The following is a 20,370-nucleotide window of genomic DNA, read 5'->3' on the forward strand; positions in this document are numbered from 1 at the left end:
ATATGGAAAGATACGTAGAGCAATTAATTGAAGAAATAATTAGTAAAGCCAAACCTGAAAAAGAACCTGAAACGTGGGAAGACGTGGATATTGAGGATGCTTTGGACGAATTCATAGAATATTCGGATGAGGAACTGCAGCGGCAAGAAGACAAAGCGGATGAAGATTTGGAGACGCATTTTCAGGAAATAGAAAAATATCTATCAGGCGAAGCACATAAGCCTTTACATGAGTTTTTGGGTATTTTTCCAAATCAATTTCCTCCAGGTAGAAGATTAAATAAAAAACAGAAGGAAGGCATAATTGAAGCATTTGTTGAGACATTAGGAAGCTTTCATATCCGTTTAGATTTTCCTGATGGCATTTCGGTTAGTAAACAATACGAATTGGTTGAAGAAAGTTTACTTGAAGACGTTTTTGAATGTACTATTGGTTACACCACAATTGATTTTTGCTCTGGAGATGCTTATGATTGTAGATTTGGGAAAAAATGTCCTTGTCTTAAAGAACTTTTAAATCCCCGCAAGCCTGGGATTCTGGATGATGTAATTGATAGACTAAAAAATAATAGACCTGATTTTTTAGATGAAGTTGATGATTCAGAATTACCTTTTTAATTCAAATCTTTTCCAATCTCACCACCACGCTTTTACTCGTTGGTGTTTGGCTGCCATCTGCCCTTGATTTTAGAGGCACCAAAACATTTGCCTCAGGAAAATAGGTAGCCAAACAACCTTGTGGAATATTGTAGGGAACAATAATAAACGCCTCGGCAATTCTTCTTACACCTTCAAACTCATTGATAATGTTCACTTTGTCGTAATTTTTGAAAGCATCTTTCAGCATGTCTGCTGGATGCATAAATACTATTCTTCTTTCATTGAAAATCCCTCTGTATCTATCATTTAGCCCATAAACTGTTGTGTTAAACTGGTCATGACTTCGAATGGTCATCATCAAATATTCGTTGGGTTTTACATTTATTGGCTCCCAAGGATTTACTGAGAATTGAGCTTTTCCAGTTTTTGTGTTAAAATTTCCCTCACGTGGCTGGTTGGGTAGGTAAAAACCGCCTGATTTGTTTATTCGTTCTTCATAAGCTTTAAAACCAGCAATCGTTTTTTCAATATCTTTTCTTATTAAAGCATAATCGTTGGCATAAGAAAGCCAATCAATTTTGTATTTTTCTCCTAAAGTAGCATGAGCCACTTGTGCAATAATAGCAGGCTCGCTCATCATTTCATCTGAAAGTGGCTCCAAAACACCCTGAGACTTTTGAACCACTCCCATAGAGTTTTCAGTACTCACAAACTGCTCCCCGCTTTTCTGAAAATCTTTGTCGGTTCTTCCTAAACATGGCAAAATCAAAGCTGTTTTGCCATGTATCAAATGGCTGCGGTTGAGTTTGGTAGAAACTTGTACTGTCAGGTTACAATTTTTTAAAGCTTGTGCCGTATATTCTGTATCTGGTGATGCAGAGAGGAAATTGCCACCGAGGGCAAAAAACACCTTGGCTTTTTGTTCATACATAGCTTCAATGGCTTCTACCACATCATATCCATGGTGCTGTGGAGGTGTAAAACCAAAGTTCGTTTCAATGGTTTCATTAAATGCCGCCGAAGGTTTGTGCATAATACCTACGGTTCGGTCGCCCTGCACGTTTGAATGACCCCTTACTGGACAAGTTCCAGCTCCAGGTTTGCCAATTGAGCCTTTCAAAAGCAACAGATTAACTACTTCTTTTATTGTAGCCACGGAGTTTTTATGTTGTGTTAAACCCATTGCCCAGCAAACTATTATTTTTGAGTTTTTCTCAAGAATCGAACAAAAAGTTTCGAATTCTTCTTGCTTTATCCCTGCATCTTCGAGTAAATTTTCGATAGAAACTTTAGAAAACTGTGCAAGGAATTCTTCAACATTTTCAGTATTTGATTTTATGAATTCATTATCAATTGCCCCTTTTTCTATTAATACTTTGCAGGCGGCTTTTAACAAGGCCAAGTCTCCGTTTATTTTTATTTGAAGATACAAATCTGTCAAAGTTGTGCCTTTGCCAAGCAAGCCTTCCATGGTTTGAGGGTTTTTAAAGCCCAAAAGCCCAGTTTCAAAAAGTGGATTGATACTGATAATTTTTGCTCCTTTCTTTTTTGCTTTCTCAAGGGTCGTGAGCAATCTTGGGTGGTTGGTGCCTGGGTTTTGTCCCATTATGATGATTACCTCGGCTTCTTCAAAATCATCCAAAGTCACTGAGCCTTTGCCTAAACCTAAAGTTTCGGTAAGGGCTACACCACTAGACTCATGGCACATGTTGGAGCAATCTGGTAGGTTATTTGTGCCATAAGCCCTGATAAAGAGTTGATACAAAAAAGCCGCTTCATTGCTTGAGCGACCCGAAGTATAAAATACAGCCTCGTCAGGAAGGGAGAGTGTGTTTAGTTCTTTTGCCACAATGTCAAAAGCATCTTTCCATTCTATTTTTTTATAATGGGTATCGCCTTCTCTGACAAGCATAGGATGTGTAAGTCTGCCCTGTTGCCCGAGCCAGAAGTCGGATTTTTCTGCCATTTCTTTTACAGAATATCTTTGAAAAAATACGGGGCCTGCTTTTTTAGTGGTTGCCTCATCGGCAATAGCTTTTGCTCCATTTTCGCAAAACTCACCGATTGAGGATCTATGCCCATCAGGGTCAGGCCAAGCACAACTTGGGCAGTCTATGCCGTCTTTTTGGTTTAGGTTCAACAATGTTTTGATACCTCTAGCCACCGGCATTGCTCCAAACACATGCTTTACGCTCGAATATATTGCTGGCCACCCAACGGCTGTTTTAGGTGTATTTACTTCTTGATTTATTCCAGTAAATTCTTTTGGAGGCTGAGCTAAAGACATATCTAAGGTATTTGCACCAAAAATAAGCTTTTGTTTTGAAAAAATACATACTTCTGTAGCGATTAGAATTTCAGAACAAAGCTTTCTTAGAATGGCACACAGATGATGCTGATCTTTCGAACGCCGATATACGCGGATTTCTGAAAATATTCACGTTAATCAGGGTTACTCTAATATTAGCATTATGAATGGAACGCAGATGACGCTGATCTGTCGAACGCCGATATACGCGGATTTCTGAAAATATTCACGTTAATTAGGGTTACTCCAATATCAGCATTATGAATGGAACTCAGATAACGCTGACCTGTCGAGAGTGGATTACGAAAAAAAATCCGTGAAAATCAGCGTTATTTTAATATCTGCGTCATCAGCGTGCCAATATTCAAAATGTTTTTCAAAAAAAACTAACAAAATAGTTGCAAAACTAAAATAATAGTTTTAAGTTTGGTTAAACAATAAATATTTACCGATGGATTTAAAAGAATTGACAAAAGCAGAAGAGGAGATAATGCAGGAATTGTGGCAGCAGGAAAGTGCGTTTGTAAAAGACATTTTAGAGGTATTACCCGAACCCAAACCTGCCTACAATACGGTCTCTACTATTATTAGGATTTTGGAGCAAAAAGGTTTTGTAAAGCACATAGCCTACGGAAAAACACATCAATATTATCCGGCAGTTAGCAAAGAAGATTACAGGAAATTTGTGACTGATAAACTCAGAGTTGGGTATTTTGATAATTCTGCGAGGGCGATGATGTCGTTTTTCATGGAAAACGAGCAAATAAACCTTAAAGAAGCAGACGAGATTATGAAAATGATTGAAGAAATGAAAAAACGACAATAATTATGGAAAAGCTAATCCCCTTCGTACAGATCAACTTATTTTTGGTTGTCTTTTATGCCATTTATTGGCTATTTCTAAAAAAAGAGACCTTCCATCAAGTCAATAGATTTTATTTGTTGCTGAGCACTGTATTTTCGGTCATTTTGCCGTTTGTGCAGTTTTCTGCAGTAAAATCTTGGGGATTAACCTATCAGTTCCAAACAATGGTTTATGAGTACAATTTGCCAGAGTTAGTGGTTTCTCAAAACTCGGAAGAAAAACTCTCTTGGGTGTTGATAGTCAGTATTGTGTATCTTACAGTTGTGGCTTTACTTTTTTTAAGGTTGGCCTACGGCATTGCCAGAGCTTATGCTATCATACAGAAAGCTTCATTTATGGAAAGCAATGCGTTTTCGTTTTTTGGAATAATAAAAATTGACAAGAAATTGCCATATTTTAAAACCATCAGAGAGCATGAGCGTGTACATACTTTGCAGTTGCATTTCCTCGATTTGTTCTTTTTTGAACTATTGAGTGTGGTTTTTTGGTGCAATCCCGTTGTGATGTTTTACAAATTTAGCATTAAAAACATCCATGAGTTTTTGGCAGATGAGAAAGCATCGGCTACGCTTAACTCAGTGGCAGATTATGCAACATTGTTATTAAGCAAACAATTCAAAATTGCTCCCGAGCATCTTTTTGTACAACCTTTTTATAATAAATCAACTTTGAAAATTAGAATCCAAATGTTGATGAAAGGGAAATCTGAAAGTTGGGCGATGCTGAAATATGGCGTAATAGCACCGATTTTGTTTGTTTTTGTGGTTTTGACTTCAGTTTCTTGTTCTGAAAAAGACTCAATAGCAGATGAATTCAATGCCATTAAAACCGAAGATTTAAATAAAATTATTCAAAAAGATGGAGAGCCAATTTTTACCGCAGTTGAAACCAACCCAGAGTTTCCAGGAGGAGTAGTTGCAATGTATAAATTTTTAGGAGAAAACATTAAATACCCAAGTGCCGCACAGAGAGCAAATATAAATGGAAGGGTATTTGTGAAATTCGTAGTTGAAAAAGATGGCTCAATTGGTGATGTGGAGGTTATGAAAGGCATTGGTTTTGGATGTGATGAAGAGGCTATAAGGGTAATGAAGACCATGCCCAGATGGAACCCAGGTGTTCAAAACGGTAAAAATGTTAGGGTTTATTATAATATGCCTGTTGTTTATAAACTTGAATAAATACCTCCCGCTATGTCAACACTTATTTACTTTTTACAAGCCAATATATTTCTAATTCTATTTTTTGGCTTTTATTATTTCTTTTTCAAAAAAGAGACTTTTCATGCCATAAATAGGTTTTTTCTATTGTTTGGAGCTGTATTTGCCATAGTTTTACCTTTTTTTAAATCTCCTTTTTTGAAAGAACTGCCGATATATCCAGTAGAAGCTGAGCATATAGCAACAGACTATTATTTTGTAACTGCGGCAATTGTTGAAAAGCATTTGACGCATCAAATCACCTATTTGGAAGTTTGTGAATATATCTATTTGGTTGGTTTAGGTTTGAGCATTTTATTTTTATTGTTCAGAATTTCAAAGACTATACTTTGGGTAAAAAACAATAGAAACCAATTGGGAACTGCTTTTTCGTTTTTTGGTAAAGTGTTTATTGACAAAACATTATCCGGTCAAGAATTTATCGAAAAGCATGAAGAGATTCATGTTCGCCAATTACATTTTGCTGATTTATTGTTTTTCGAAATTCTCAAAATTGTCTTTTGGTTTAATCCGGTGGTTTATTTTTATATAAAAGCAATAGTAATAATTCACGAGTTTTTGGCAGACGAGGTAGCGAGTGCTATTGCCAAAGACAAAGCTCAATACGCACAAATCCTTTTAAGTAAACAGTTTAGGGCAGAAAACGCCGCTGTATTCACACAACACTTTTTCAATCATTCAACACTTAAATCTCGAATTATCATGTTATCGAAAAATCCTTCAAAGAAGACCGCCCTTCTAAAATTTGGCCTTTTGGCACCTACTTTTTTTGTGATGTTGGCTATAAGTTCGTTTACGGTGGTTAATAATCCAAAATTGGAAATAATATTAACGAAGTTGGAAGAAAATCCGTCTGAAAATGCCACAAGAATTACAACAGATTTGCCCAAAGTCGAAATTAAATCCGATACTTCAAAACCTTCGCTTAATGAAGAAATATTTGCAACTGTTGAGCATAACCCGGAATACCCAGGAGGTACAACTGCAATGTACAAATATCTCGGTGAGAACATTAAATATCCAAGCGAGGCACAAAAAGCCAATATGCAAGGTAAAGTTTATGTAAAATTCGTCATAAAATCCGATGGTAAAATTGACAAAATCAATATAGTAAAAAGCGTCAGTCCTGAACTTGATAATGAAGCCATAAGAGTAGTTCAAAATATGCCCTATTGGCGACCAGCTATGCAAAATGGCAAAGCCGTGTCGGTATATTATAATTTACCTATAAATTTTAAGTTGGATGGAGGAACTAAAGAACTTGAAGGTGAAGAAATCGTGGTGGTTGGATATGCCAAGGAAGAAACTTCTCAACAATCTATTGAATCAAAACAACCTACTATGATTGGTTTAAATAGAGAAATTAAAACAGAAGAACAAATCCGAATTAGAGGCAACAATACTAATTTAGATAAAGGGTTGATTTTTGTCAATGATGTCGAAATTTTAGATAAAAAAATAGACTTCGTAAGCCCAAATTCAATAGAAAGTGTAAGTGTCCTAAGACGGGAAGAAGCTATAAAAGCTTATGGCCCAAGAGCCAAAGACGGCGTTATTTTGATAAAAACCAAAATCAATTTCATCAAAACTGATGAAAATGAGTAAAATATTTCTCTTATTTTGTTTTTGCTTCATTACATTCTTAAGCTTTGGAAATGAAGCAATATCAGACACGCTAAAGAATCCAAAATATCACCAAGATGAATTAGTTTTTACTGCCACCGAAAAATGGCCAGAATTTAAAGGTGGAACTCGTGAGATGTATAAATTTTTATCTCAAAATATTAAATACCCAAATGAAGCCATGAAAAACAAAATTTCGGGTAAGGTATTTTTGAAATTTATTGTAGAAAAAGATGGCTCATTGAGCGATATCCAATTGATGAAAGGAATAGGGTACGGCTGTGATCTTGAAGCTATTAGAGTGGTAAAAACTATGCCCAATTGGATTCCTGGTATGAACACCAATAAAGCAGTTAGATGTTATTATAATCTTCCAATTTCGTTTTCAATAAAATAAAAACACAGATTGATTCAATCAATCTGCGTTTAATTAGCTCTTATTCAGCTGCTTCAGTTTTTGAGTCTGTGCCTTCTGCTTCTTTTTCTGCTTCGCCTTTTAGGTAACTTGGCAAGTTTAAACCAGCCATATTAAATAAGTCGTTTAGTGGCGGCACTGCTTTCATCATTCCTGAAACAAAGTTGGCAGTTGAGCCATTTCCTTGTTCTGAATTGCCCGAATCCCAAACTGTAATTTTGTCAATTTTGATGTTTTTAACTGCTTCTACTTGCGTTTTAACCAATTCTGGCAATTTCTCAATCAGCAACAATTGGAAAGCTTTTGATGGATCACCACCTGCTGCTGCAACCACTTCTTTATATCCTTCCGCTTGTTTGGTCAGTATTTCAAACAAACCTTTGGCTTCTGCTTCCATTTTTGCAAAAATCGCATCTGCCTCACCTTTTGCTTGCTCTCTGATTCTTTCCGCTTCCGCTTGGGCATCAATTATAGCTTTTTGTTTGGCAATTTGAGCAGGTATTACAATGTTGGCATTTTGTGTTGATCTTTCTCTGTCTGCTCTAGCTTCTTCCGCTTTTTGCTCTGCCACATAAGATTCCTCAAGTGCACGTGCCGACTGTACTTTTTCCGAAGCCAATGCCGTTCTCAAAGCTTCTGCCTCTCTTTCTCTTCTTAAAGCTTCAGATTGTGCAATGGCTATTTTAGCTTCGTTTTCACCTTGAATCGCTATCGCATTGGCTTCCGACATTTTTACTCTGGTGTCCCTTTCAGCTTCCGCTTTACCGATAGACTCGTCCTTTTTAGCTAAAGCTATGCTTACTTCTTTGTCTTTTTGCGTAATAGCTATTTTTACATCTCTATCTCTATGTGTTTCAGCAATTTGGGTGTCTTTTTCTCTGTCTGCCAAGGCTTTTCCAGTTTCACCAATTTTTTCTTGCTCGGCTACGCTTATTTTTGCCTCGTTTATTGCTTTAGCAGCAGCTTCTTTTCCTAAAGCCTCTATATAACCCGACTCGTCTTTGATGTCCGTCACGTTTACGTTGATGAGTTTTAAGCCTATTTTTTTAAGCTCACTGTCCACGTTTTTCGAGATATTTTCCAAAAACTTGTCTCTGTCGGAGTTTATTTCTTCAATGGTCATAGTTGCTATAACCAACCTTAATTGTCCAAAAAGAATGTCTTTCGCCAATTCTTGAATTTGCTCATAGGTAAGACCCAAAAGTCTTTCCGCGGCAGTATTCATACTGTCACCTTCGGTAGAAATAGCAATAGTGAATCTACAAGGCACATCTACTCTGATGTTTTGTCTACTCAACGCATTGGTCAAATTGGCTTCAATAGACAGCGGTTTTAGGTCAAGAAATGCGTAATCTTGAATAACGGGCCAGACAAATGCTCCTCCGCCATGAATACATTTGGCAGATGTGCCGCCAGTACGGCCATAGATTACGAGGATTTTGTCGGACGGGCATCGCTTGTATCTCGACACCAATGCTGCGATGGTTACAAATAGTACGATTGCAAATACTACAATGATAATTAGTGGACTACTCATGTTCATGTGATTAAATTTTAGTTACGATTAATATATTATTATTTTCAATTTTAGATACTTTCACTAAAGTTCCAGTATTTATTGCCTCATATTCTGTAATGGCAGGCAACTCATGGCTGGATCCTTTTATACTTATCAGAATTTTACCGTGTCCTGTCTTGCTTGCAGGAATGTTAAGGTAAACTTCTCCAGTTTTGTTCAGCGTTTCTGAAATCTTAAAACTATTGTCTTCAGACAATTTTTGCATTTGTTTTATGATAACAAAAAACACGAATACAAAAAGTACACCAATTCCCAATGCCACTACTATTAGCAGTATTTTGTTCGGTATAAGATTGTAAAAAGAAATGCCTGTCCAGCTAAATCCCAAGAGGAAATTGATGAGGTTTCTTAGTGAGAAAATCTGTAAAGGTCCATCGTGTTGAAAGTCTCCATCAAAGTCTGCCGATAGCCCGTCTGAGGCGTCAGAGCCCATAAAGGTCATGATAGTTTGAAAAAGAAATACGATGCTTGCAGGTATGGCTACATACCAAAAAGAGCGTAAAATAGGGTCTAAATCATTTAGGATTTCCATGTGGTTGTTTTGTTTTTGTTTATAATTCTAAATTACTCGAGAAGAGTAAAATGGCAATATAAATCTACATGATTGGTGAAAAAATAATTTGATTCCTTCAAAAATATGGATGGATTTTGGGGAAAATTACAAAATAAAAAAAACACTAAAGGAAGGTTTATTTATGAAAAATCTGCCTACTCTTAGTGTTTATTAAGTTTTATGAAAATTACTTATATCAACTAGACTTTTTTGTAAACTTTGTAAGTATTACAATAGCAGTTCCGTTTACTTTGCCTTCAATATGTTCGTGGTTATCGTGTACCAAATGTATGTTTCTAACAGCTGTTCCTCTTTTGGCTGTAAATGTTGTTCCTTTTACATTAAGGTCTTTTATTAAAACTACAGTGTCGCCAGCTTCTAAAACGGCACCATTGCTATCTCTATGGACTGGATCACCTTCTTCTTCTGGTTTGTCAGCACCTGCTTCGGCCCAAGCCAATGTTTCTTCGTCAAGATATAGCATGTCTAATAAATCGCCAGGCCATCCTTCGGTTTTTAGTCTGTCTAACATTCTCCAAGCCAAAACCTTCACCGCGGGCACTTCTGACCACATACTGTCATTTAAGCATCTCCAATGGTTTGGTTCGGTTTGGTTTTGGTCGTCAATTTGTTCTATACAATTACCACAAAGATATGCGTAAGCATCATTTGAGTCGTTTGGAGCATGGCTTACTTCGTATATTTGTAGGTTTTCGGTTGTTGCACAAAGTTCACATACATTTCCGCTTCTTTCTATTATTTCTTTTTCGTTCATTCTGTTTATTTAAAAATTCCGCCGCAATTTACCCAATTTAATTTAATAAGAGAATTTGGCCTTTTGTGCATTAATTCAAAATTGGTAGGAACACGGATAAACACAGATTTGACACGGATTGAATTTTATTAATTTTTTTCTTTCTTTTATACTCCAACAGAGACAGATATTTAAATCTTGATTTTTGGAAAATTTATTATTTTAACATTTAAAATCAAACTTGTTATAATTCGACCCTTACAGGGTCGGAAATGCCTATTTTCATTATTTTCTAAAATAATTTGACCTCTCTGAGGTCATCGGATAGGTAATGATTTTGGATAATGGAAGCTAGGTTTTATGGTAATTAGAATAAATTCGGATTTATGTTTAAAAAAATATCCGTGTCTAATCCATAAAATCCGTGTTCCATTATTATAGTTTAAACGAAAAACTTAATGGCGGAAACTGCCACAATTACAATCAGAAGTCTATAAATCCAAAGGTTGGCATTGGGAATTTTCGTGACATAGTTTACACCTAACCAAGCTCCGATAGCTTGAAAAATTCCCATCAATAGGCCATAACCATAATGTACTTTTCCATAATACATAAATAAGGCTAGTGCAGGAGCAGTAAAAGCCAAAACTAGTGCGAGTTTAAGGCCATTGCTTTGTACTAAGCTGTATTTAGAAACCAATACCAAGCCTGCCAATAGGAAGAAACCCACGCCTGCCTGAATGAATCCACCATAAATACCAATCATGAAAAAAGTAATAAATGTACCAATGGTTTTGTTGTTTGCTTTGGTGATTTTGTCTGCTATTAGCCACCTTTCTGGTTTAAATAATAACATCAATAACATAAAAACCATCAAGCCACCAATGGTATAGTTCATCATTTTCTCATCAATGTTTACAGCTATTTTTGAGCCCAAAATTGATCCAAGAATTGCAGGGATAATTAACCAAAGCGAATCTTTAAAAACCTCTGGCTTTTCTTTAGCGTATTTGCTTGTGGCCACAAAAGACTGTAGAAATACGCCTATTCTATTGGTTGCATTGGCAACCGAAGGCGAAAGTCCACACATAAATATAAAAACGGGCAGCGTAATCAAAGAACCGCTTCCAGCTAGTGTATTGATGATACCGGTAAGTATTCCTACGACCACAAAAACTAAAAACTGCCAGAAATTCAGATCTATATTTAAGAAATTTTCCATTTTGCTATCTCTCTTTCAATTATTGCTTTAATCGGTAGCTGAAGGTTAAGTTTATTTGTCTCGGCCTAAATTGTCTGTTGCTTTCAGTATAAAAACCTGGTCCTTGACTTATGGTTCTACTCCAACGAGTGTTGAAAATATCCAGAACAGAAAAGTTTATTGAGCCTTTCTTTTTTAGAATGTCTTTTTTTAATGAATAATCAAAGAAATATATTGCCTTACTACTACCTTGTGCAGTTTTTTGTGCAGCTTCGTAATTGAATCTTAGCTGCATATCGTAGCCTTTTGGCAGTGTGAATCTTGAAGTTTGGCGAGCAAACCATGTGTTGGTTTCTACCACATAAAGTTCGTTGATATTGCTTCCATCTATATTGGCATGGAAAAGATTAAAATTTAAGTCAAACTTCCACCACTTGAACAGTTTATAATTGGCCGTAAAATCTAAACCGTAAGCTTTTTCGGATACTAAATTTTCCGGCCTATTAGTTGAGAAACCATTTTCGTCTACTCTTCTAATTCGGCTTATAGCATCTTGGGCGTTTCTGTAATATATTGATGATGTGAAAGAACCTTTTTCGAAGTTTTTTAAATGACCTACCTCATATACATCACTGTATTCCGGATTTAAGTTTGGATTTCCGCTGTTGAAATTCCGACTGTCTGAGAGCGTCATAAATGGACTTAAATCGTTGTAAACTGGTCGGCGAATTCTTCTACTATAGCTGACTTGTAGGGAGTTGTCAGTGTTGAGTGCATAAGTAAAATGTGAACTTGGAAACAAGTTGAAGTATTTTCTAGGGTTAAATTCATTCGTTTTTTGTAGGGTCGTACTTACATCTGTCCATTCAGAACGAAGTCCTAATTGATAACTGATTTTTTTCGCTTTGTTTGAAACAATACCATATGCCGCACTGATGTTTTCATCATATATAAAATAATTATCCAACCAATCTATAGGGATTTCTTTGCCATCAATTTTGTCATTTACAACAAAGTCGTTCACCATGTTTCGCAAAGAGGATCTCGCTCCAAGTTCAAACTTGCCCTCTTTGGCAAATGGTTGCACATAATCTAATTGGAACAGGTATTGTTTCTCAAACTCATCATTAATGGAAGTTTGTAAAAGTGTGTTTTTAAGGTCAGTTTTTCCATTGGGCAATACTGCTGTTTGTGAAAAAGTTTGATCTGAATTTTCTGAATGGTCAAGATAACGAAACTGTCCAGTAAGCTCATGCCCTTTCTTATTGAATGACTTTTTATAGCTCAAAACATACTCTGAAAGTGGCTCTTTTTCTACTTCATCCTGAATTCGGGAAATGGTACCTAAAGGATTGTTTTGACTATTGAGAAAATCCTGATATACATTTTTGGTGTATCTGATTCCACCAGCACGACTAAACATATAAGAACCTGTCAAGACACTTTTTTCTGTGAAATAATATTCAATTCCTCCTCTTATGTTGTTGTCAAAGCCAGATACATCGCCTTTGTTATCTTGATTTAAGATTTTGGTGGTATCACCGTCATAAACTTCTTGGTACAAATCTCCTTTGTAGGGATTCCATCGATAAGCAAGCCCATAATTAATGAAAAAATTGACTTTTCTGTGCCTGTAATTGAGATTTGCAGCAAATCCATAATTGGTCGGATTGCCCGTAATCAATTCAAATGAACCATTAAACCCTTGTTTTGAGTCTTTTTTTAGGATAATATTGATGATGCCCGCTTGCCCTTCAGCTTCATATCTGGCAGATGGGTTGGTGATAATTTCTACACGCTCAATCATACTGGCTTGAAGCTGCCTAAGGCCAGCACCACCTTTAAATGAAACCATGCCAGATGGTTTACCGTCTATTAATATTCTGACGTTACTACTTCCTCTAAGTTTTATTGCTCCGTCGGGGTCAACAGTTACTGATGGAATATTTACCAAAATGTCAGATGCTGAACCTCCAGCATTTGCGAGATCTTTACCTACATTAAAAACACGTTTGTCTAGCGAAAGCTCCATGCTGCTTTTTTCGCCTTGTACAACCAATTCGTCTAAAGATTGGTCCGAAGGATTGATAGCAATATCACCAAGATTTAGGCCTTCATTAGTAAGAATTAATTCAGTAGAAGCGTATTTTTTGTAACCTATAAATTCTACTTCAAGCAGATATTTTCCCTCAGCTACTTTGAATTCAAATTCTCCATTTTCATTGCTCACATTGCCTGTCAGCATTTTGTTGTTTTGAAAAACTTTTACACTTGCAAAACTTAATGGAGATTGGTTTTTTGCATCAACAATTCTTCCTTTTAAGGGAAAAGAAGATTGAGAAAACGAGAAATTAGCTATAAAAATGAGTAATGTCCCAAATAAAATTCTGAGATGCTGCATATTGTAGGGTTGAAAAATGAAGAACAAAGATACACTTTATCCGACATTTTCTGCCTAATCGATTTTCAAAATCAGCTATTATCGACCAAAATTGTTTTTTTGAATATAAATAGATTTTAATATTCTTCCCTTAATGAAAATCCTTTTTTGGAAAAACTAAAATTTGATTTTTATTTTCAAACCAATTCTCTTGATTTTACTTCGATTTTTGTCTTTTTAGTTCTCATTGGCTCAGTTTTTTCCATACAAAATCTTGCCATCAAATAGCTGACTGTTGATTCAGACCCTTGGTTTAGATTCACATAAGTGCTTTCAAGTCCGTCGTAACATCCGCCAGTGCATGGATTGTAGATGATTTGGTGGAGGTGATTGTTGCCTAAAAACCATTCAAATGCCCTTTCTCTTTTTATTAAATAAGACTCGTCTTTGAAAATATTGAAAAACGTGGTCAAAGCCAAGATGGTGTAAGCCACGTCAATTGGTTGCTCTCCACCTTCATTTTCTTTTATAAAATCCTCGCCTTTTTTAATCCAGTTTTGGTTGGATACTACCTTGATTTTGTCGTTTCTGAAAATATTTTTTAACAGAAAATCAAAAGATGCTATTGCTATTTGTTTGTAAACTGGATTTTGTGTGGCTACATAAGACATGGCCATAGCTTCAGGCAAAAGGCTATTGCCGTAAGTTAGATAATCTTCGTACCACTCCCAGTTTTTACTGCTTTCGTGGCGGTACATTTGCACTATTCTGTCGGCAAACATTTGGATAGATTCCAATACGTATAACTTTGGATTTTGTTTGTAAATATGACATAAACCTTTGGTTATAAATGCCATAGCACGTGTGGAGTGAATGCTTTTTAGGCCACTATATACTTTGTCGAAAATCTCGAATGCTTTTCGGATCAATCTGTATGGAACAAGTGTATCCATTTGAATCAAATATCCCAAAGCCCAAACTGCTCTTCCGTTAGAGTCTTCGAGATTTGTTTCGAAATTTTGGGCCGTAAAAGCTTTGTTTTTGTCAACATAATTCAAGAAATCTCCATCTTTGGTAACACAGAAACCGATAAAGTTTAGATAGGTTTCAATATATTTTAAATCTTCACTGTCGTTGGTGAGTTCGAAATGTTTACAAAAGGCAATCATGGCTCTTGCGTTGTCATCTAATGTGTAGCCAGTTTCTATATCAGGAATATTGATTTTTGAAAACTGAATTATTCCAAAATCTGTCGTCATCTTTATGATATGATCTAGATTTATTTCCGGAACTGCATAGTGAAGCTGAAAGTGGTTTTTATCAAGTTTTTGAAATAAATCAGCATGTGCTATGGCCGAGTTTTCCCAGGCAGTTGGAGCTATTTTATGTAGTCCATTTTGGCTGAAATTGTACATTTGTGTTTTGTCTTTCAAAAGGTTGATTACCTCTTCAGTCAATTTTTCGGAGTCTTCAAAAGGTATTATTTTGCCAGCATCTTGACTCAAAACTTCTATAGCATGAGGAATAGGAGTTGAGATGATAGGGCAACCACAACTTATTGCGTACGAGAACGTGCCACTAACAGCTTGGTTAGGGTCTTTTGATGTAAAAAGATAAATATCAGTAAGTTGTAGATATTCTAATAGCGTAGGTAGAGGCAGAAATTCATTTATAAATCGGACATTGTTTTGAAGATTTAGTTCGTTTACCAAATCTGTCAACATTCTCCTATACACTTCGCCTTCGTTTTTTACAATGGACGGGTGAGTTTTGCCAATTATCAAAAACATCACATCTTGATTATTTTTGATAATACCGGGTAAAGCTTTTAGTGTAGTTTCTATACTTTTTCCTGAGCCTAATAGGCCGAAAGTCGATAGGACTTTTCGGTTGCTAAGTTTATATTTTTCTTTAAGAATGTTTTTGTCCAAATGTGCCACCAAGTGAGTGCCATGCGGTATTACATTAATTTTTTCTGGCGAAATATAGTAATCACGGTGTAGGATTTTTGAGGACGAATTGGTCATTACAATTATTTCTTCAGCCTGATTGGCGATGGCTTTTACATTGGCCAAAAGGTGGCTCGAAGGCTTAGGCAAAACAGTATGAAAGACGATAGCAATTGGTTTTTTTATAATATGTAAAAATGATATAAAAGCGGATTCAACTTTGGCGTAAAAGCCAAATTCGTGCTGAATCAAAACCAAGTGAATGTCTTTGTCTTCGTTTATATAATTGGCAATTTTGAAAAAATCATCAGGATTGTCAACATTTAAAGTTTGATTTATTTCTGGAGAATATTCATGGATTTCGTTGTTGGATTCAAGAGCACATATTTCTATCGCAAAAGAATGCCCGAATTTATTAATTATGGCTTTTTCTAAATCCTGCGAATAGGTGGCTATGCCGCATTGTCTTGGTGGATAAGAGGTTATCATCAATACTTTGATAGTATTAATTTGTATGTTTTTTTGAAAAATAGTTCCTAAGTGGTTTTCTGAGCTATGTGAAAGTGAAGTTTTCATTCTTTATTTGAAAGTATTTCTGCTATTAATTTTGAAATAGAAACTGATGCACAGGCTATTCGCTCATCTGCGGCACCATAATATATATACAGATTGTCGTCTATTACCGCGGTTCCAGTAGGAAAACAAACATTGTTTACCTCACCTTTGAGTTCCCATTCTCTTTCTGGTTTGAAAAGCGGGTAAGGTAATCTAGCAATTTCTTTTTTTGGATTTTCGAGATCTAAAAGTGCAGCACAGGCAGAATAGACAAAACCCTTGTCTGATGTTTGTACACCATGGTAAATCATTATCCATCCTTCTGCTGTTTCAATCGGAGGGCAACCACCACCTACATAGCTTTTTTCGTGAGGGTATTTTGGTGATAAGACAATAAAATCATCAATATTTTCGAAATATTTTTCCCAGAAATCTTTTGTGAGTTCTTTTAAGTCTTTTACACCCACTAAAATCTGAATATTTGGTTTGATTCTATGCAAAAAACAAATCTCTCCGTTTATTCTTCTTGGAAAAAATATCAGGTTTTTATCCCAAAGCAGCTCTTTAGTATCACCTAATGCCCTTTGATGTTCATCGTACCAAATGGCGTTTTCGTCGTTCTTAACTTTGGAGTTGGTGAGTTCTTTGAATTTCTCATAGGTGATTTGAGGAACGATTATGCCTTGTTTTTCGAAATTTACCAAATCCTTCGAAGTTGCTAATGCTCCTAGTGCATTTATGCCATCAAACGCTGTGTAGGAAAGATAAAAAATGTCATCAATTTTGACAATTCTTGGATCTTCGATTCCTTGAGATTCATACTCAAACTGCGGAAAAAGTACTGCCTTATCAGAGCGGAAAAATATTTTGAGTGGGTCGTGTAATTGACAATAGCCAATACTAGAATGATTACCAATGCTAACTGCTCTGTAAAAGAGGTGAATTAATCCATTGTTCATAATTGCGGCAGGATTCAGTACCCCTTCGTTTTCAAAACTTAGGTTTGTCTTACCTAATAATACGCCATGTTTTATTACTTCTAGCATCATTTTTTTTGTTTTTGTCCAGCCTTAAGGTCAAGTTTTGGATTTGCAGTTTCTACTGCGGCATATTTACTTTTACTTTCAGACTTGTAAGCTGAAAGCTCTTTTTGTTTGCCTAATGAATGATCAATGGCTATCTTTTTTGAGTTTTTATTTCCTTTGTCTTTGCTCATTATTTTTGTTTTTTATTCGTATCCACTTTTTATTACAGTTAATATCATTTTAAATCTACCGTTTGGCTTTACTAGGTTTGGCGAATGTGCAGGTATAACGATAGATTGTCCAGTGTTCAAAACATGCGAAATTCCATCTATTACAATCTCGGCTGTACCGTCAATAATTTGTGCAAACGAATCAAACGGTGTGGTCTTTTCAGTAAGGCCTTCGCCTGAGTCAAAAGACATCACACTTATGTTTCCGGTGGATTTTTTAAGAATAGTTTTTATGACTACCGAGTTAGGTAGGTATTCTATGATTTCGACCGTAATCACGGCTTTTGATTTTTCTAATTCTGGTATTTCCATAATGAAGTTAATTGGTTAGGGTATGATTTTTTTTATAGATTTTTGAAAATTTTCTCTAATTCATTTTCATTCAAACACAGTTTTATTTGAAGGTTTTCGAGCATTGCACTTCTGTTGCCATCTCTAAAGGCCAAATCGTCCTCAGTCAGGAATGTGTATTTATTCAATAGCTTTTTTTTCTGAACCTTCCAGATATCGTTTTTTTCTTCAGTGCTCATTTTCAGGCTTTTAAATTTTCAGTTTTTTGTTCTTCCATTTTAAGTTCCTTAAAGCCGATGTTTACCAACTCTAATTCACTGATAATTGAAACTTCATCGCCTACCATTACGCCATTTTCGATCAGATTTGTATTCCAAACCAGTCCCCAATCTACTCTATTAATTTTGGTTTTAACACTCAAGCCAGCCCTTTGGTTACCCCATGGGTCGTTTACTATTCCACCCAAATCCGCTTCTAACTTGACGTTTTGCGTTACGCCCAATATTGTCAATTCTCCCCAAAGTTCACTTTCGCCTTCTTTGTCAGGTTTTTGCATGGTGCTTGATATAAAAGTTATCTGTTTGTGATTCGCGACATCCAAAAAATCTAGGCTTTTTAAGTGCTCGTCTCTTTCTTTATTTCCTGTGTCAATCGATGATACGTCAATCCACAAATCCACCTCAGCAGTTTTAAAATCGGTCCCGTAGGTATATATACTGGCATTAAATATTTTGAAACTGCCTTTTACATGGGCAATCATAAGGTGTTTTACTTTGAAAGTAATCTCTGAGTGTGCTTGGTCTATTGACCATTTGGTTTGCGTTATCATTTTGATGTTTTTTGCTGATTTCTTAAAAATGAAAAAAAAGTGTGTGGATATTACCCTAAAACCTAACCTATTTAATTTTTTTGGAGGTGAAAAACGATTGATGTTTTGGCTTCCCCTACTAAACAAAGGTATATAGATGCCTATAATGTATGTTACACAATAAAACTTTAGATTTACATGATTCACACTTTGAAGCTTTTTAAAACAAAAAAAATCACCTAAAAAAAGGTGATTTTTCTAATTACAAACCCACTATAATAAAAACTATTCAACTTAGTAATTGTGTTTATTCGACTTGCGAGTATGTTTTAACCATAAATCGTGCATGTTGGTTAAATTAAATATCTCATAGGCTGCGATAATAAGAAGGGCAATAATTAAAAATAAATGCAATGGAAAATTCATGTTATTGGTGCCTATGGCAAATAGTTGTTAAATTACATTAAATCCCAAAGTCAAAGCTCCCCAGGCATTTTTATAACGCGGGTTGGTTGAGGTACCATCTCCGTTGTTATTCTGAAGTTCCATTCCTACTCTCGCACCAATTATCAATTTGCTTATATTTACATCCACTCCGCCTACCAATCCTAAAATATTCTTTCTGATGTTGGTGTTGTCAAATTGCTGAATTTGTTCTGAGGTAAAAACTGAGTTTTTAAAAACATCTTTTTGCTTCATCAAAAATGAATATTGAGGTCCAGCTTTTATGGTCAAAAAATTCGATGGTTTGATGGAAATAAACAAGGGGATGTCTATATAATCCGTGGTTCTGGTTTGGCTGAATGTTATCCCTCCTAAAGTTCCAGAAGAATTGTAACCTTTTTGAGAAAATAAGATTTCGGGTTGAATTCCAAGAAATTTACCTATGGGTATGCCCATAAACAAACCTCCAGTAAATCCTATTTTGTAATCTGCTGTAAAAACTTCACCTGTTTTATCGTAAATGTTTGAAATGTTAGCACCGGCTTTTAAGCCAATTTTAAATTTAGAACGGTCATCTTGGGCCATTGATTTTAAGGTGAACAATGTCAAAACTCCAAGTGTAATTAATATCTTTTTCATGTTATTTGTGTTTTTTTGTTAAAAAAAGTCATGTGGACAACCAACCCTATTTTTTTACGTTTTTCACCGTAAAGTCTTTTAATGAATTACCCAATTCTTCCATATCATGGCTGAATTCTTTTTTAAATTTATCCCAGTTTTCTTCTGTGTCAGATTTGGCATTGTCTAGTTTCAACCGCATGTCTGAATTTTTCTTTTCAAGCGATGCTACTTTTTCTTGATATTCTTTTTTAGCTTCTGCTTTTTGATCAGCTATTCTTGCATTAAATTCTTTAATACTCGCTTCGTTTGCACTTAGTTGAGTTTTGCTTTCTTCTTTGTATTTTTCAACCTCAGCCAAATAATCATCTTTGGCATCTTTGAGGTTTTCTGTGGCGTCTTGAAGATTAGATGTCGCCTCATTCATCTCTATTTTTTCATCACCAGATTCCTCTTTCGGTGAGTTACAACTCAAGGCATACATTCCCAAAATAATTGATAATGCTATCCACTTATTAATTGAAATTTTCATGTTTTTTTTAATTAAATTTTATAATCCTGATATGTATTCTTGAATTTCCGCTTTGGTTTTGCCAAGTTTCGCTTGGATTCTTCCCCACATTTCTTCTTGTTTTCCTTCTGCAAAAAGTAGGTCGTCGTCCGTCAAAATTGCGAATGATTGCTTAAGTTTTCCTTTAGTTTCTTCCCAGTTGCCTTTTAGCTCGCTAATGTTTGTCATTGTTTGTCTTATTATTTATGATACAAATGACGCTAATGTTTTAGCTTTTATCTTACACAATAAAAATTATAATTTACAGAATTCACACATTTTAAGATGCTGTAAATCAAATATTTGAATGACAATTTAGTTTTTTTTTTAAAAGTATTTAAATAAAAAAAACCTTAAAACAATTGAGTGTTTTAAAGTTTTCTTTCCAAGGATTCAATTGATG

The 20,370-nt window shown here is 35.4% G+C and carries 20 protein-coding genes; 5 read left to right on the forward strand and 15 right to left on the reverse strand.

Going from position 1 to position 20,370, the window contains the following annotated elements; all coding sequences use genetic code 11:
• The first annotated feature begins 2 nt into the window (after nt 1-2).
• Nucleotides 3-617, forward strand: a complete 615-nt coding sequence (locus tag EGI22_RS12020; RefSeq protein WP_255068675.1) for a hypothetical protein — start codon at nt 3-5, stop codon at nt 615-617.
• A gap of 1 nt (nt 618) precedes the next feature.
• Here EGI22_RS12020 and EGI22_RS12025 read toward each other — a convergent pair whose 3' ends face one another.
• A complete protein-coding gene (locus EGI22_RS12025; RefSeq protein ID WP_255068676.1) occupies nt 619-2,886 on the reverse strand; it encodes an FdhF/YdeP family oxidoreductase in 2,268 nt (755 codons plus the stop codon).
• 472 nt (nt 2,887-3,358) lie between these two features.
• Here EGI22_RS12025 and EGI22_RS12030 point away from each other — a divergent pair, with 472 nt between their 5' ends.
• Genes EGI22_RS12030 through EGI22_RS12045 form a run of 4 tightly spaced genes read left to right on the forward strand, consistent with a single transcriptional unit; the run spans nt 3,359 to nt 7,012 of the window.
• Nucleotides 3,359-3,733, forward strand: coding sequence for a BlaI/MecI/CopY family transcriptional regulator (locus EGI22_RS12030; RefSeq protein WP_255068677.1), 375 nt, complete (start codon nt 3,359-3,361; stop codon nt 3,731-3,733).
• Between the two features lie 2 nt (nt 3,734-3,735).
• Nucleotides 3,736-4,953 carry a M56 family metallopeptidase gene (locus EGI22_RS12035; protein ID WP_255068678.1) on the forward strand — a complete coding sequence of 406 codons (1,218 nt, stop codon included), beginning with the start codon at nt 3,736-3,738 and terminating at the stop codon, nt 4,951-4,953.
• A gap of 12 nt (nt 4,954-4,965) precedes the next feature.
• On the forward strand, nt 4,966-6,597 hold the full coding sequence (locus EGI22_RS12040) for a TonB family protein (protein WP_255068680.1): 1,632 nt from the start codon (nt 4,966-4,968) through the stop codon (nt 6,595-6,597).
• Nucleotides 6,590-7,012 carry an energy transducer TonB gene (locus tag EGI22_RS12045; RefSeq protein WP_255068681.1) on the forward strand — a complete coding sequence of 141 codons (423 nt, stop codon included), beginning with the start codon at nt 6,590-6,592 and terminating at the stop codon, nt 7,010-7,012. Before EGI22_RS12040 ends, EGI22_RS12045 begins: the two co-directional genes overlap by 8 nt.
• 40 nt (nt 7,013-7,052) lie before the next feature.
• Here the strand turns inward: EGI22_RS12045 and EGI22_RS12050 are convergent, their stop codons facing one another.
• The 14 genes from EGI22_RS12050 to EGI22_RS12115 all read right to left on the reverse strand — a co-directional run bounded on the left by EGI22_RS12050 (nt 7,053) and on the right by EGI22_RS12115 (nt 20,156).
• Nucleotides 7,053-8,567 (reverse strand): flotillin family protein, encoded by a 1,515-nt coding sequence (locus EGI22_RS12050; protein ID WP_255068683.1) that lies wholly within the window; start codon nt 8,565-8,567, stop codon nt 7,053-7,055.
• 10 nt (nt 8,568-8,577) lie between these two features.
• Nucleotides 8,578-9,141: a serine protease gene (locus EGI22_RS12055; RefSeq protein ID WP_255068685.1), complete on the reverse strand. Its 564-nt coding sequence runs from the start codon at nt 9,139-9,141 to the stop codon at nt 8,578-8,580.
• A gap of 217 nt (nt 9,142-9,358) precedes the next feature.
• Nucleotides 9,359-9,937 carry an alkylphosphonate utilization protein gene (locus EGI22_RS12060; RefSeq protein ID WP_255068686.1) on the reverse strand — a complete coding sequence of 193 codons (579 nt, stop codon included), beginning with the start codon at nt 9,935-9,937 and terminating at the stop codon, nt 9,359-9,361.
• Nucleotides 9,938-10,358: 421 nt separating this feature from the next.
• The gene (locus tag EGI22_RS12065) at nt 10,359-11,138 is read right to left on the reverse strand and encodes a sulfite exporter TauE/SafE family protein (protein ID WP_255068687.1); all 780 of its coding nucleotides are present in this window, start codon (nt 11,136-11,138) and stop codon (nt 10,359-10,361) included.
• A gap of 19 nt (nt 11,139-11,157) precedes the next feature.
• Nucleotides 11,158-13,518, reverse strand: coding sequence for a TonB-dependent receptor (locus EGI22_RS12070; protein ID WP_255068688.1), 2,361 nt, complete (start codon nt 13,516-13,518; stop codon nt 11,158-11,160).
• 176 nt (nt 13,519-13,694) lie between these two features.
• The gene (locus EGI22_RS12075; RefSeq protein WP_255068689.1) at nt 13,695-16,022 is read right to left on the reverse strand and encodes a glycosyltransferase; all 2,328 of its coding nucleotides are present in this window, start codon (nt 16,020-16,022) and stop codon (nt 13,695-13,697) included.
• The gene (locus tag EGI22_RS12080) at nt 16,019-17,050 is read right to left on the reverse strand and encodes a hypothetical protein (RefSeq protein WP_255068690.1); all 1,032 of its coding nucleotides are present in this window, start codon (nt 17,048-17,050) and stop codon (nt 16,019-16,021) included. Before EGI22_RS12080 ends, EGI22_RS12075 begins: the two co-directional genes overlap by 4 nt.
• The gene (locus EGI22_RS12085) at nt 17,047-17,217 is read right to left on the reverse strand and encodes a hypothetical protein (protein WP_255068692.1); all 171 of its coding nucleotides are present in this window, start codon (nt 17,215-17,217) and stop codon (nt 17,047-17,049) included. The genes EGI22_RS12080 and EGI22_RS12085 overlap by 4 nt, the downstream gene beginning before the upstream one ends.
• Nucleotides 17,218-17,229: 12 nt before the next feature.
• The gene (locus EGI22_RS12090; RefSeq protein WP_255068694.1) at nt 17,230-17,568 is read right to left on the reverse strand and encodes a cupin domain-containing protein; all 339 of its coding nucleotides are present in this window, start codon (nt 17,566-17,568) and stop codon (nt 17,230-17,232) included.
• 32 nt (nt 17,569-17,600) lie between these two features.
• Nucleotides 17,601-17,786, reverse strand: coding sequence for a hypothetical protein (locus EGI22_RS12095; RefSeq protein ID WP_255068696.1), 186 nt, complete (start codon nt 17,784-17,786; stop codon nt 17,601-17,603).
• Between the two features lie 2 nt (nt 17,787-17,788).
• A complete protein-coding gene (locus EGI22_RS12100; protein ID WP_255068698.1) occupies nt 17,789-18,376 on the reverse strand; it encodes a YceI family protein in 588 nt (195 codons plus the stop codon).
• Between the two features lie 432 nt (nt 18,377-18,808).
• On the reverse strand, nt 18,809-19,438 hold the full coding sequence (locus EGI22_RS12105) for a porin family protein (RefSeq protein ID WP_255068700.1): 630 nt from the start codon (nt 19,436-19,438) through the stop codon (nt 18,809-18,811).
• 46 nt (nt 19,439-19,484) lie between these two features.
• Nucleotides 19,485-19,949 carry a hypothetical protein gene (locus tag EGI22_RS12110; RefSeq protein WP_255068701.1) on the reverse strand — a complete coding sequence of 155 codons (465 nt, stop codon included), beginning with the start codon at nt 19,947-19,949 and terminating at the stop codon, nt 19,485-19,487.
• Nucleotides 19,950-19,967: 18 nt separating this feature from the next.
• A complete protein-coding gene (locus EGI22_RS12115; RefSeq protein WP_255068702.1) occupies nt 19,968-20,156 on the reverse strand; it encodes a CsbD family protein in 189 nt (62 codons plus the stop codon).
• Nucleotides 20,157-20,370: the final 214 nt, after the last annotated feature.

The sequence above is a fragment of the Lacihabitans sp. LS3-19 genome, from assembly GCF_024343575.1.
Lineage (GTDB): Bacteria > Bacteroidota > Bacteroidia > Cytophagales > Spirosomataceae > Leadbetterella.